16 protein-coding genes are annotated in these 13,767 nt (G+C 46.9%); all 16 read left to right on the top strand.

Going from position 1 to position 13,767, the window contains the following annotated elements:
- The first annotated feature begins 12 nt into the window (after nucleotides 1-12).
- The 16 genes from spoIIIAF to QNO02_RS19450 all read left to right on the top strand — a co-directional run bounded on the left by spoIIIAF (nucleotide 13) and on the right by QNO02_RS19450 (nucleotide 13,759).
- Complete coding sequence (gene spoIIIAF, locus QNO02_RS19525; protein WP_289389714.1) at nucleotides 13-843, top strand: stage III sporulation protein AF; 831 nt, start codon at nucleotides 13-15, stop codon at nucleotides 841-843.
- A gap of 15 nt (nucleotides 844-858) precedes the next feature.
- A complete protein-coding gene (gene spoIIIAG, locus QNO02_RS19520; RefSeq protein WP_017687589.1) occupies nucleotides 859-1,497 on the top strand; it encodes a stage III sporulation protein AG in 639 nt (212 codons plus the stop codon).
- A 66-nt stretch (nucleotides 1,498-1,563) separates the two neighbouring features.
- Nucleotides 1,564-2,394: a SpoIIIAH-like family protein gene (locus tag QNO02_RS19515; RefSeq protein WP_289389713.1), complete on the top strand. Its 831-nt coding sequence runs from the start codon at nucleotides 1,564-1,566 to the stop codon at nucleotides 2,392-2,394.
- A gap of 139 nt (nucleotides 2,395-2,533) precedes the next feature.
- Nucleotides 2,534-2,998 (top strand): acetyl-CoA carboxylase biotin carboxyl carrier protein, encoded by a 465-nt coding sequence (accB, locus tag QNO02_RS19510; protein WP_036614903.1) that lies wholly within the window; start codon nucleotides 2,534-2,536, stop codon nucleotides 2,996-2,998.
- Between the two features lie 55 nt (nucleotides 2,999-3,053).
- The gene (gene accC / locus QNO02_RS19505; protein WP_036614375.1) at nucleotides 3,054-4,397 is read left to right on the top strand and encodes an acetyl-CoA carboxylase biotin carboxylase subunit; all 1,344 of its coding nucleotides are present in this window, start codon (nucleotides 3,054-3,056) and stop codon (nucleotides 4,395-4,397) included.
- A gap of 218 nt (nucleotides 4,398-4,615) precedes the next feature.
- The gene (locus QNO02_RS19500; RefSeq protein ID WP_017687593.1) at nucleotides 4,616-5,026 is read left to right on the top strand and encodes an Asp23/Gls24 family envelope stress response protein; all 411 of its coding nucleotides are present in this window, start codon (nucleotides 4,616-4,618) and stop codon (nucleotides 5,024-5,026) included.
- 146 nt (nucleotides 5,027-5,172) lie between these two features.
- On the top strand, nucleotides 5,173-5,712 hold the full coding sequence (gene amaP / locus QNO02_RS19495) for an alkaline shock response membrane anchor protein AmaP (protein WP_017687594.1): 540 nt from the start codon (nucleotides 5,173-5,175) through the stop codon (nucleotides 5,710-5,712).
- Nucleotides 5,713-5,726: 14 nt separating this feature from the next.
- The gene (locus QNO02_RS19490) at nucleotides 5,727-5,960 is read left to right on the top strand and encodes a DUF2273 domain-containing protein (RefSeq protein WP_017687595.1); all 234 of its coding nucleotides are present in this window, start codon (nucleotides 5,727-5,729) and stop codon (nucleotides 5,958-5,960) included.
- 222 nt (nucleotides 5,961-6,182) lie between these two features.
- Nucleotides 6,183-6,635, top strand: coding sequence for a transcription antitermination factor NusB (gene nusB / locus QNO02_RS19485; protein ID WP_017687596.1), 453 nt, complete (start codon nucleotides 6,183-6,185; stop codon nucleotides 6,633-6,635).
- A gap of 117 nt (nucleotides 6,636-6,752) precedes the next feature.
- Nucleotides 6,753-7,610 (top strand): bifunctional methylenetetrahydrofolate dehydrogenase/methenyltetrahydrofolate cyclohydrolase FolD, encoded by an 858-nt coding sequence (gene folD, locus QNO02_RS19480; RefSeq protein ID WP_017687597.1) that lies wholly within the window; start codon nucleotides 6,753-6,755, stop codon nucleotides 7,608-7,610.
- 10 nt (nucleotides 7,611-7,620) lie between these two features.
- The gene (xseA, locus tag QNO02_RS19475) at nucleotides 7,621-8,985 is read left to right on the top strand and encodes an exodeoxyribonuclease VII large subunit (protein WP_289389710.1); all 1,365 of its coding nucleotides are present in this window, start codon (nucleotides 7,621-7,623) and stop codon (nucleotides 8,983-8,985) included.
- The gene (gene xseB, locus QNO02_RS19470) at nucleotides 8,975-9,232 is read left to right on the top strand and encodes an exodeoxyribonuclease VII small subunit (protein ID WP_017687599.1); all 258 of its coding nucleotides are present in this window, start codon (nucleotides 8,975-8,977) and stop codon (nucleotides 9,230-9,232) included. Before xseA ends, xseB begins: the two co-directional genes overlap by 11 nt.
- Nucleotides 9,207-10,130: a polyprenyl synthetase family protein gene (locus QNO02_RS19465; protein ID WP_289389709.1), complete on the top strand. Its 924-nt coding sequence runs from the start codon at nucleotides 9,207-9,209 to the stop codon at nucleotides 10,128-10,130. Before xseB ends, QNO02_RS19465 begins: the two co-directional genes overlap by 26 nt.
- Before the next feature lie 283 nt (nucleotides 10,131-10,413).
- Entirely contained in the window at nucleotides 10,414-12,321 is a 1,908-nt protein-coding gene (gene dxs / locus QNO02_RS19460) for a 1-deoxy-D-xylulose-5-phosphate synthase (protein ID WP_091028823.1), read from the top strand.
- Nucleotides 12,322-12,343: 22 nt separating this feature from the next.
- Entirely contained in the window at nucleotides 12,344-13,189 is an 846-nt protein-coding gene (locus QNO02_RS19455; RefSeq protein ID WP_091028825.1) for a TlyA family RNA methyltransferase, read from the top strand.
- Between the two features lie 84 nt (nucleotides 13,190-13,273).
- Complete coding sequence (locus QNO02_RS19450) at nucleotides 13,274-13,759, top strand: hypothetical protein (protein WP_091028828.1); 486 nt, start codon at nucleotides 13,274-13,276, stop codon at nucleotides 13,757-13,759.
- Nucleotides 13,760-13,767: the final 8 nt, after the last annotated feature.

Below are 13,767 nucleotides of genomic sequence, written 5' to 3'. Positions count from 1 at the left end.
GGGATGGAAAGGATGGGGTGGCTGAGCAACTGGCTCCAGGAATTGATTATGATCGTTCTGCTGGCGACTTTTGTGGATATGCTGTTGCCCAATCGATCCATGGAACGTTATGTCAAGCTTGTGCTGAGCCTTCTCATCCTGCTGACCCTTTTATCACCCATAACCAAGCTCCTCAAAAGTGATCCGGTTGGCGAACTGAAACGGGCAATGTCGGCAATGGATGCTCCATCGGATGGGAATGCAACACTCGAACAGATATTAGCTCAGGGCAAGCGGCTGCAATCCAATGAACAGGAACAATCCTTACAATGGACAGCCAAAGAACTGGCTAATGTCATGAAAGGTCAGATTGAAGAAACAACAGGTGCCAAGGTGCGGTCCGTAGAGGTACAGCTGACCATGAGTAAATATGAAACCGAGATGGAAGCTGCCTCATCAGTCGAACTGCCTGTGATCCAGCGTGTATTGGTCGAGATGGCCGGAGAGGGTGCAGAAGGAGAAGTGAAGGCAGGCCAGCAAGAAGTCGCTGCAAATACACAACCCATATTTGGAACTAACACAGAATCCGAGAAGGATGAAACACATCAAATTCAGGAGCCCATCCAGGTTGGTCAGATTGAAGTGCCTGATATTCAGATTGATGTGAGTAGAGGGCAACGTGATGAAAATGAAGCGTCTTCCGAGCCTGTTATACGTGATCAGGCAGATGAGACGAAGCAGCAAGGTGAGACATCCACAAGGTCCGAACATGCGGTGCAGATTATTACATTGTTGACTGAAAAGTGGGATGTTGATGCAAACAACGTTCAAGTGACAGAACCAAAAAGTGCTGGAGTGCTCTGAGAAGGAGGGTGTCCGATGAAACAATGGTTCAAAAAGATGGAAACCTGGATGGGTGGCGGAGAGGGTGGGGCAAGGCGAAGTCAAACCTTCCGCTGGCTGATTATCCTTGGTTTGATCGGGGTGGGAATCATGCTGTTCAATTCCTTCGTCAATGTCAAAAAAATTGATTCCGAAAATATCGGTCGGGAACCACCGGACCCGGCAACATCCATGGCATCCATACAGAGTGATCCGTCAGAACAGAATCCTTTTCAAGCGATCGAAATTGCATTTGAAGACAAAATCAAAGGTGTGCTCGAAAACATTGTTGGTGTGGGGACGGTTGATGTGATGGTTACCGTGGATTCCACAGAAGAACTGGTCGTTCAGCGGAACGTGAAGGATTCTCAGCAACTTACCGAAGAAACCGATGCTAGCGGGGGCAAGCGACATATGACGCAATATACCCGTGATGGCGAGATTATTACGTACGAAATATCAGGGGATCAGACACCTATAGTGACCAAAAAGCTCAAACCGCAGATCCGTGGGGTGCTTGTGGTTGCGAGGGGTGCAGAGAACAAGGTTGTGAAGGACCTGATAACCGATGCTGTGGAAAAAGGACTGAATGTGGCAGCCTACCGGATCTCGGTTGTCCCGCGCAAACAAGACTAATCTGATGTGTTGAATCACAAGATTCAATTCTCATAAGATTGAAGCCAATTTGAGGAGGAAGTTCTAATGAATAACAAACGTCAAACGGTATGGCTCGTTTCCATGCTGAGTCTGATGGTCATTTTGTCCGCGTATTATCTGTTCACTGAGGATTCCGGTCCAATCAACGCGCCGGTGGCAGACAGTCAGCAAGTGGATGGAATCAAGCAAGGGGAAGCAAAGGAGACGGCAGGCATTCTTGATCCTACAGAAGGTTTGGTTGTGAATGAAGTGGTGAATAGCGGCGAAGTTGAAAGTGATCCAAGTGCGGCTGGCGCTATGGAAGAACCGGCGGCTACGGAAGGTAAAGAAGCTGGAAATACAGAGAAAACACCTGCTGTCGAACCAGGCGAGAATAAGAGTGAGGCAGGCAAAGAAACCAACAAAGAGACCGACAAAGGGGCAACAACTACACCGGAGACAGACGGTCAGGCAGGCGGCACTGCAACCAAGACAGATGAGGAAGTCCTCAAGGAAATGGAAGAGCAGAATACGACAGCATCTGCGAGCAGCCAGTTCCAGAACTACCAGTGGCAACGTGAAGAAAGCAACAATCGCAAGTACGAGGAACTGATGACCGTGGCAGGTGATCTGAGCAAAACGCCAGAGGAGAATGCCAAAGCAACGGAGCAACTCCGTACACTGGAAGAAAAAGAAGCCAAAATCACTGGCATTGAAGAGACGCTCTCTCAACAGTACGCTAATGCGATCGTTCAAGAAGATGCCGACAAGTATAAAGTGGTGGTCCTCAGTGACAAACTGGATGTAAAACAGGCGGTATCCATTGTCGATCTGGTCATGAAAGAATTGGCGGTTTCACAGAACAAAATCAGCGTGCAATACGTCACAGAACAGTAATCCAAATCATGGAAATGCAGTCCCGGGAGCTGGTTGTACTCTCGGGCTCTTTCCATTTTTAATGATTATGATATAATACATAAAGCCATATGACCGTCCTAGTGAGACTGGCATGATGCCGAAGGAGTGAATAATGGAAATGTTTAAATTGAGTGAAATCAAAGAACTGATTAAACTGGTAGATGAAAGTTCCGTTCAAGAGTTGGAAATTGAAAATGAAGGATCACGGTTATCGATCCGCAAACCGGGCAAAACGGAGTATGTACAAGCAGCTGCTGTGCAACCGCAAATGATTGCTGCTCCGCAAGTACAGCCGGCCGCAGTGGTAAGTGAAGCTGCACCGCAGGTCGATACTACAAGTCATTTACATAAAATTGTATCTCCGATGGTAGGTACTTTTTACAGAGCTTCCTCGCCGGAAGCGGGTCCTTTTGTGAGCGCTGGTGATAAAGTTGTTGAGAAAACAACGGTATGTATCATCGAAGCTATGAAGCTGATGAACGAGCTTGATGCGGACATCAAGGGAGAAATCGTTGAAGTGCTGGTTGAGAACGGACAGCTGGTCGAGTATGGGCAGCCCCTTTTCCTGGTGAAACCGGAATAACCGTTATAGCTGGTAAACAGCTAACCGCATGAGCTTCGAAGGAGGACAAAACGAAATGAAATTTCAAAAAATACTGATTGCGAACCGTGGAGAGATTGCGGTACGTATTATTCGTGCCTGCCGTGAAATCGGCATCTCAACGGTAGCCGTCTATTCGGAAGCGGACAAGGATTCTCTGCATGTTCGTCTTGCAGATGAGGCTTATTGTATCGGACCGACACTGTCTAAGGACAGTTACCTCAACTTCACAAACCTGATGAGTGTAGCCACACTGACGGAATGTGATGCAATCCACCCTGGTTACGGTTTTTTGGCGGAGAATGCTGATTTTGCGGAAATTTGTGAGTCTTGCAATATTACGTTTATTGGACCTTCTCCTGAAGCCATCACCAAAATGGGTGACAAGGCTGTTGCCAAACAGACGATGAAAGATGCAGGAGTACCTGTTATTCCTGGATCAGACGGCCTTGTTGAAAATATGGATGAAGCCATCATGATTGCTAGAGATATCGGATATCCTATCATTATCAAAGCTACTGCTGGTGGCGGAGGTAAGGGAATTCGTATTGCCGAAGATGAAGAAACGCTGATTAAGCAGATTACTGCTGCTCAGCAGGAAGCACAAAAGGCATTTGGCAATGCAGGTGTATATCTGGAGAAATTCCTGACAGGTATGAAACACGTGGAAATTCAGATCATTGCTGATAAACACGGAAATGCAGCACATTTGGGAGAGCGTGATTGCTCGGTTCAGCGTCGTCGCCAGAAATTGGTAGAGGAAGCTCCGTGTCCAATTCTCTCCGAAGATGTGCGTACACTGATGGGCGAAGCTGCAGTACGGGCTGCCCTTGCTGTGGATTACTCGGGAGCGGGTACATTGGAATTCCTGCTCAGCCCGAATGGCGAGTTCTATTTCATGGAAATGAATACGCGTATTCAGGTAGAGCACCCGGTTACTGAGATGGTTACTGGCGTGGATCTGATCCGTGAGATGATCTCCGTAGCTGAAGGCAACCCACTTTCATTCCGTCAGGAAGACGTGGTTATCAATGGCTGGTCCATTGAATGTCGTATCAATGCAGAAGATCCGGACCGTAACTTTATGCCATCACCAGGCAAAATCGGATTCTACCTTGCACCGGGAGGACCTGGCGTTCGTGTAGATAGTGCTGCTTATCCGGGTTATACCATTTCACCTTTCTATGATTCCATGATCGCAAAATTGATTGTGTGGGGAGCGAATCGTGAAGAGGCGATTGCCAAGATGAAACGTGCGCTTGGGGAATTTGCGATTGAAGGCATATCTACAACTATTCCTTTCCATCAGAAATTGCTGGAGCACCCAACGTTCATTCGTGGGGACTTTGATATCAAATTTCTTGAGGAAAACGAGATTTAAAAGGTATATTGGGCTTGTTTGTCATAATGTAGCCCAAATGATATAGTATGTAATAATAAGAGCGCATGTCTCCTGCAAAGGATAAGCCCGCACCTCGCGGATGTTTGCAGGAGTTCCGGTAAAGCCGGACCGGAAGGGTTCTGAAGGTTGATTAACCTGAGTCCAGCGCCCTGACGGATGGCCGCAAACTTATCTCGCGAAAGGTGTGTTGAACAGTTATGAGTACACTACCGACTGAATTTGAACGAACGGATATCGGTGAAATCCAGATCGCACCTGAAGTTATTGAAGTGATTGCTGGATTGGCAACCCTTGAAGTGAAAGGTGTTGCAGGCATGAGTGGCGGATTCGCTGGCGGATTTGCTGAATTGCTTGGTCGCAAAAACCTTTCCAAAGGTGTTAAAGTTGAAGTGGGCCAACGTGAAGCTGCAGTTGATGTTTCCGTAATTATCGAGTACGGATACCGTTTGCCACAAGTAGCTACGGAGATTCAACAGAACGTGAAACGTTCCATCGAGAATATGACAGGATTGAATGTGAATGAAGTGAATGTGCACATTCATGACGTTCAGTTCAAGAGCACCGAGAAAGTGGAAGAGATCGACCTGAACAGTCAGCGCGTAAAATAAAAGAAGACAGATTCCCCCGGCATCATCTGCCGGGGGTTATCCCGTCTTGGACAGGTCTTCATTATAGCGAAAGCTAGATGAGGATCTGATTTTTTGCTAGTGAAAAGGTTAAGTCATGTTAGTGAGCAAGGGAGGCTGTGCAGTTCGTGGCTAAAATACTGGATCGGCTTCTGTTGTTTATATACAGCATAAGCGTTGGAGCAATATCGGCAGCCGTCATTCTTCTGATTAGCGGTGTGCTGCCTTACGAATTGAATTACCAGCAGGAACAAAACGTTATTGTTGCGTCGGTTATTGCAGCAGCGATTTTGTTTATCCTGAGTTTGCGATTTTTCTACATCTCGGTTCGGCGTGAGCGTGCATCGTTGCCGTCTGTAGATCAACGTACTGAGTTTGGTGATGTACAGATTTCGATGGAGACGATTGAGAATCTCTGTTTGAAGGCAACTTCCCGTTTCCGGGGAGTACGTGATGTCAAGGCACGCATACGTGTGGTTGAGTCAGGACTGGAGATTATGATTCGAGCGGTAGTGGATGGTGAGACCCCTATTCCTGCGCTGACTTCTGATCTGCAAAAGGCGATTCATGATCATGTACAAGAGATTACGGGCATCCCGGTTTCTTTTGTCACGGTGTATATCGCTAATGTAACCCAGTCGCCTAACTACAAGAGTCGAGTGGAATGAGGTGAGTTTCACTGATGCTGTGGAAAGAGATTTGGGATAGTCACAGAGGCCGAATTACCGGAATTATCGGCGGCATCTTTTTTGGATTTCTTTATGTATGGATCGGTTTTTGGGATATGTTGTTCTTTGCACTCTTGGTGTTCATCGGTTATACGTTAGGCAGACGGAGCGATTCGAAGCTGGGTTCGTCCATTCCCTGGAGGGAGTGGGGACAATGGCTTGGCGATCGCTGGCGTCCGTTTAAGTGACCTACCTGAACCCTGCAATATGTTTCTTCCGAAAATAGAGCTGTAGTTTAGGTTGCCCGTTTTTTGGAGGAAACGTATTGCAGGTTTTTTTGTGAAAAGGGATAACAATAACAATACCGTGTAAGCCATCGATCTAACCGATACAGGATTTGATGAGATGGATGCATGGATTATAAAATAAGCATGATGACGCTCCAGACGGAGCGCTGCAGGAGGCAGGACATGAAAAGACGTTTGGCAAGGGAAATTGCAGTACAAAGTCTGTATCAGATGGAAATGAATGAGGTAGGCGCAGCAGAAGCTGTAAACATGTTGATCAATGAAGCTGCTGAAGATAATGAAACCGAAGTAGTTATCCGCGATGCAGATGTAATGCGTACTTATGTTACTGAGATTGTACAAGGAGCCTGGAATAATAAGGAAGCAATTGACGGGCTGCTTGTGGATTATTTGAAAGGATGGCAGATTAGCCGTCTGTCACGTGTAGATCGCCAGATTCTACGACTGTCAACGTATGAAATGGTATTCCGTGATGACATCCCGGCAAAGGTATCGGTCAATGAAGCGATTGAACTGTCCAAATATTTTGGTACAGAAGAATCCGGCAAGTTTGTCAATGGTGTACTTGGACGCATGATTCAGGAAGTTGACGCGATTAAAGCAAAATTATCTTAAGTTAGGATTAACTATGGAGCATGTTCAAAAGGACCGGTTTTCAGTATCCTTCGTAATCAAAAGCGGTTTTTTTGAACAACCTCTAAATTTATATTCACATAAGGGAGAGAGAGTACAATGACAGCATCTATTATTAACGGTAAAGAAGTATCCCAAGAGATCCGCGCAAGCATGACAACAGAAGTGAAACAGCTTAGCGAACAGGGGGTAGTACCTGGTCTGGCTGTTGTGCTCGTCGGGGAAGATCCGGCATCCCAAGTCTATGTGCGTAATAAAGAAAAAGCATGTCACGACCTCGGTTTCTACTCCGAAGTGCATCGCTTGGATGCAGATACGTCCCAAGAAGATCTGCTTGCGCTGGTGGACAAGCTGAACAATCAACAATCCATAAACGGAATTTTGGTTCAACTCCCACTACCGAAACATATCGAAGAGAAAGCGGTCATTGATGCAATTGCCGTAGATAAAGACGTAGACGGATTCCATCCAGTCAATGTTGGTAATCTTGTTATTGGAGACGATAGTCTGCTTCCATGTACCCCTGCTGGTGTAATCGAACTTATCAAGCGTACTGGACTGGAAATGTCCGGTAAACATGCGGTAGTCATCGGAAGAAGCAATATTGTCGGCAAACCGGTATCCCTGTTGCTCCAACGTGAGAATGCAACGGTAACGATGTGTCATTCCCGTACAGCCAACATGAAAGAAATTACACGCCAGGCGGACATTCTAGTTGTAGCCATCGGCCGTGCCAATTTTGTGGATGCTGATTTTGTGAAACCGGGTGCTGTTGTTATTGATGTCGGCATGAACCGTTTGGAGAATGGCAAACTGGCAGGAGACGTTGATTTTGAGAGTGTGAAAGAAGTTTCTGGTCCAATTACACCGGTTCCTGGTGGTGTTGGCCCGATGACAATCACAATGCTGATGCAAAATACATTGATCGCTGCCAAGCGCGCTCACGGATTGGCCTAGGGTTTTGTCTGTGGCAGATCAAAAGATCTACTCCATCAAAGACCTGAACCGATATATTCGAATGAAACTAGAATCGGATCAGGTCCTGTCGGACGTTTGGCTACGCGGGGAGATTTCGAACTTCACACATCACTCCAGCGGCCATATGTATTTTACATTGAAGGACAAGGACAGCCGGATTAAGTCGATTATGTTTGCGTCCCATAACCAGCGATTACCCTTTGTACCGAAGGAGGGTGCAAGGGTTATTGCTCGTGGTAATGTCTCGGTGTATGAACGGGATGGGCAGTATCAATTCTACGCTACCCATATGCAGCCGGACGGGATTGGAAGTCTGTATCTGGCATACGAACAGCTGAAGAAAAAGCTCGAGGAAGAAGGATTGTTTTCACCTTCTCGAAAAAGACAGATCCCTCGTTATCCACAGACCATCGGGGTTGTAACTTCACCGACGGGAGCGGCGGTGCGGGACATCATGATCACACTCCAGCGCAGATACCCTTCTGCCAAAGTTGTTTTGTATCCTGTTCTGGTTCAAGGCAAGGGTGCAGCACCTTCCATCGTCAAAGCGATTGGCAACCTGAATCGGATGGGAGAAGCCGATGTACTTATCGTTGGACGTGGAGGCGGTTCACTGGAGGAATTGTGGGCGTTCAATGAGGAGATTGTGGCAAGAGCAATAGTTGCTTCGGATATTCCTATCATTTCTGCGGTTGGGCACGAAACGGACTTCACTATTGCTGATTTTGCAGCCGATTTGCGTGCGGCTACACCTACAGCAGCTGCTGAATTAGCTGTACCTAATCGAGCTGAGTTGCTTGATCAGATCGGACAACGTCAGCGCCAGTTACAGCATAGCTTGCGTCAGCGTGCTGTACATAATCGCGAACGGCTAGCAAGATTACAGCGTTCGCCGGTGCTGGTTCATCCAAGACGTACCTTGATGCAACACACCGAACGACTGGATATGATGCACCAACGGCTTTTGAGAACAGTGGATACGCGTATGAAATGGACAGGAGAGAAGCAGGAGCGTCTGCGGGCAGCACTGCAACGATTCAATCCTCGTGAGCAGGTTAATGCAGCACGCCGTGAGAATGCGGCAGCACGCAGACAACTGGAACTTGCGATCAGGTCTATAACCAGATCAAAGCAACAACAGTGGAAATCATCTGTGCGGCATCTGGATGCGCTCAGCCCGCTTAAAGTCATGTCACGTGGATACAGTCTTGTCTATGACGAGCAGGAACAGCGATTAATCAAGTCCACAAAGGATGTACAGCCTGGAGATTCAATTAAGATTAAATTAACAGACGGACAGCTGGACTGTCAGGTTTGGGGAATGAAGGAGGACGACAATACCCATGGCGAATGAACCGGAATTGAATTTTGAAGAGGCAATGGCGGCATTGGAAGACATCGTAGGTCAGCTAGAACATGGTGATGTTCCGTTGGAACAGGCCATCGATCTGTTTCAACGCGGGATGAAACTTTCGCAACTTTGCGGTCTGAAGCTGGAACAAGTGGAACGCAAGATCGAGATGATCGTAGAAGAAGATGGAGAGCTTCGCAAGAAGCCTTTCGGAACTGCTGACGATGAAAGCGGTGAAGTCCATGAGTAATCGTCCTTCGTTTCAAGCATACCTCGAAGAGGTCACAGCTGCGGTGACAGAAGCGTTGAAACACACGCTTCCCGATCACTGGGATGTACCCCAATCGTTGACGGATGCGATGCAGTACTCACTCATGGCCGGAGGCAAACGCCTTCGTCCTCTTCTGGTCGTTGCTGCGGCGGAAGCCTTCGGTGCACAGCGTACAGCTGCAATGCCGGTAGCCTGCGCCGTGGAGATGGTTCATACGTATTCACTGATCCACGACGACCTGCCTGCTATGGATAATGATGATTACCGCAGGGGAAAATTAACGAATCATAAGGTATATGGTGAGGCAACAGCCATATTGGCAGGCGATGCGCTGTTAACCCATGCTTTTTATAGCATTGTTCAAGCTGGACGCCGTAGCGGTGTGGCGGCAGATGCGTTGCTGTCCATCGTAGAGGACATGTCCGAACTCGCTGGAGCAAGAGGTATGGTCGGTGGCCAAGTTGCGGATATGGAAGGCGAGCAAGGCATAACTGATCTTGCACAGCTTCAATATATTCATTTGCACAAAACAGGTGACCTGATTGTTTTCTCCCTCATTGCTGGAGCACGAATCGGTGGAGCAACGGAAGGACAATTGGAAGCCTTGCGTGTATTTGGCCGTGATCTGGGGCTGGCGTTCCAAATTCAGGATGACATTCTCGACTTGACGGGTGACGAGCAGAAGATGGGCAAGAAAACACAGAGCGATGTGAATCAGCAGAAGGTAACATATCCTTATTTTATTGGCATGGAGGCTTCTGTAGCTGAGGTGAAATCTCTTACCCAATCTGCAAAAGACGCACTTGAAAGAGCTGAGTTACCTGATGCATCCAGATTGCTGGAAATTGCAGATTACCTGATGCGTCGAGACCATTAGATTCTGATAAAACGCGCTGTTTCAAAACCTGTATAACCGTGTAATGAATGTAATGTCCTTTTTCCGAGTAGATGGAAAAAGTCTGTCCCGAGTGGATGCGGGAATACATATGGAGAAGAATTTTAAATAACTTGCTGGCGAGAATGCTCGTTATCGGGAGTATAGTGCAGTAAATTATGATTCTTGTTCTTTTATGTTATAATGATTTAATGTCATTTGATTCATAATGTATATATCGATTTACAACAATAACTAAACAATCTAGGAAAGCGGGGAGATTCTCGTGCTGCTTCCACAAATTAAACAACCCAGTGATCTAAAGTCGATGTCTCAGGATGATCTTGCCCTTTTGTCGGCAGAGATCCGGCAGTTTCTGATTGAGAAACTGTCTGTTACAGGTGGGCATCTCGCACCCAACTTAGGCGTGGTTGAGCTCACGGTAGCCCTGCATTACTGCTATAACAGTCCAGCAGACAAAATGATTTTTGATGTAGGGCATCAGGCTTATGTGCATAAAGTCCTGACAGGGCGTATGGATCGCTTTGATACATTGCGTCAACATAATGGCCTGTGCGGATTTGTCAAACGCAACGAAAGCGAACATGATGTATGGGAAGCTGGACACAGCAGTACTTCATTGTCCGCTGCGATGGGGATGGCCCTTGCACGTGATCTGAAGGGTGAGGACAACCAAGTTATCGCGATGATTGGTGATGGAGCGCTTACAGGTGGTATGGCTTTTGAGGCTCTGAATCATATCGGTCATGAGCAGAGAAAACTGATGGTTATTCTGAATGATAATGAAATGTCCATTGCTCCAAACGTTGGGGCCATGCATAAATATTTGAGCAAGATTCGTTCGGATCGTCATTATCTGAAAGCGAAAGATGATGTCGAGGGGATGCTCAAAAAAATCCCAGCTATTGGGGATCGTTTGGCCAAATCGGCAAGCTGGATCAAAGATAGTGTCAAATATATGATGGTACCAGGTGTTCTTTTCGAAGAACTGGGCTTCACGTATTTGGGACCGATTGATGGGCACGATATTCCCAAATTGATTGAAACCTTCAAACAGGCAGATAACGTTGATGGTCCTGTGCTCGTTCATGTGCTCACGACCAAAGGCAAAGGTTATCAGCCAGCAGAAGCCGATTCGCACAAGTGGCACGGGATTTCTCCGTACAAAATTGAATCCGGTCAAGTGCTGAAGGCAGTCGGAAAACCGATGTACACGGAAGTGTTTGGTCAAACGTTAATTGATCTTGCTAAGCAGGATAAGCGGATCGTAGCTGTAACGCCAGCAATGCCTACAGGATCAGGTCTTATTCCATTTAGTAAGGAATTTCCGGACCGCATGATTGACGTAGGGATCGCAGAACAACATGCGGCAACCATGTGTGCTGCGCTGGCTATGGAAGGCTTGAAACCGGTCTTTGCCGTGTATTCTACGTTTATGCAACGTGCATATGATCAGATTGTACATGATATTTGCCGTCATAATGCTAACGTGATGTTTGCTATTGACCGTGCCGGGTTTGTTGGTCCGGATGGGGAAACACATCAAGGGGTATACGATGTGGCATTTATGCGCCATATTCCAAATATCGTTCTGATGATGCCAAAAGACGAAAATGAATTGCGTCATATGATGAAAACGGCGCTTGATTATAATGAAGGTCCAATTGCTTACCGTTATCCACGAAACAATGTGGTGGGTGTACCTCTGGATGATGTACTTGTTCCGATTCCGATTGGATCATGGGAGCAACTGCGTCCATCGGAAGGATATGCTGTCATCGCTTCAGGATCGATGGTGCAGCTTGCAGAAGAAGCAGCAGAGATGGTGAAGCGGGAAGGTATCACAGCAGGCGTAATCAACGCTCGCTTCCTGAAACCTCTTGATGAGCAGATGTTGCGTGAATTAGCTGTTCGAGGCACCAAATTGATTGTACTTGAAGAAACATCCCAAGCAGGTAGCATGGGTAGTGCAGTGCTGGAGTTTTATGCAGAGCAGGGACTACATGATGTTCATGTACAATTGATGGGGATTCCGGATCGCTTCATCGAGCATGGCAGTATTAAGGAACAACGTGAGGAAGTGGGTCTTACCGTTGAGAATGTATGTGCTGAACTACGCAAGATGGCTGTTCAATCATCTTACGGCATACCCAAAACACGTTTTCCTTCGTAAATTTACATGATAGGAGACAGACATGTCACTCCCGAAAGAACGAATTGATGTTCTGCTGGTTGAGCAGGGCTATTATGAAAGTCGTGAGAAGGCAAAAGCCGCAATCATGGCTGGACTGGTGTATGCCAATAATGAGCCGATCGAAAAGGCGGGCATGAAAATTCCAAGGGAAGCCGAGCTGAAAGTTAAAGGCTCGGTACATCCCTATGTCGGCAGAGGCGGATTGAAGCTCGAAAAAGCGATCCGCCATTTCGGCCTTGATATGAATGGACTTGTCATGCTCGACATTGGTTCATCCACCGGTGGATTTACGGATTGTGCACTACAGCATGGCGCGTCTCACGTCTACGCGATTGATGTGGGTTATAATCAGCTCGACTGGTCTTTGCGTAATGATGAGCGGGTTACTGTTATGGAACGAACCAACTTTCGCTATGTGACTCCGGAAGATCTAACGGGACCAGTGCCGAACTTTGCGAGCATTGATGTGTCGTTCATTTCACTGCGAATCATATTACCGCCACTCCTGGCTCTTTTGAAACAACCTGCAGATATCGTTGCATTGATTAAACCTCAATTTGAGGCAGGACGTGAAAAAGTAGGCAAGTCCGGTGTAGTACGTGATACGAAAGTACACAAGGATGTATTGCAGACGATGCTTCATTTTGCCAGTCAACTTGGTTTGCATCTGCAGAGTTTAACTTTCTCCCCGATAACCGGTGGAGAAGGTAATATAGAATTTCTCGCTCATTGGCGTCTGGAAGAACCAGAGGCAACACAACCAGAGAACGATCCAGCTTCACTTGATGCACTTGCAGAGCAAGTTGCAAAGGAAGCAGCTCATACATTTACGGGAAACTCATCATAAGATGGGTTTCTTTTCGCTGGAAAGGTGATTGACGTAAAGGGAAATCGTTACTGAACCTCGAATATGTCTTCGAGGTGAGCGATAATGGATGGTCAATATGACACAATCGTTATAGGTATACTTGCTGTCTGTTTGATCTTGTGGCTGTTCTTTGGCTTACGTAATTGGGTGAACCGACCGATACCGGTAAGCTTGTCTGGAATGCAACTGAACGTGAAGATTCAGGATTCCCCGGCCTTGGAGTTGCTTGAAGCACAGGGTTACGAAGTCATCGGTGGCAAAATGAAAGTTCCTTTGGCTTTTGAGGCCAATGAATCCGTTTATTACAGCAGATTATTCATTGATTATGTTGCAGAACGTGAGGATCTCAGATACCTGGTGAAAACGTCTCGTCGCAGGCAGCCAATTGAAATGACCGGCCCTGCGCTAAGGGATCGCTTCCTCAATTATCTGTTGTTATATCCTGGCTGTGAAGGATTGCTGTATGTTGACGTGGAGGATTCCGATATTAAGTTAATCAGGCTCATGGACTATCAGGAAGATGTGTATGATGGGGATGATCTGGACTAATATAAAAG

The sequence above is a fragment of the Paenibacillus sp. PK1-4R genome, assembly GCF_030369595.1.
Taxonomy (GTDB): Bacteria; Bacillota; Bacilli; order Paenibacillales; family Paenibacillaceae; genus Paenibacillus.
Note: the sequence above shows the minus strand (reverse complement) of the source record. Positions and strands in the feature narration are given on the sequence as shown.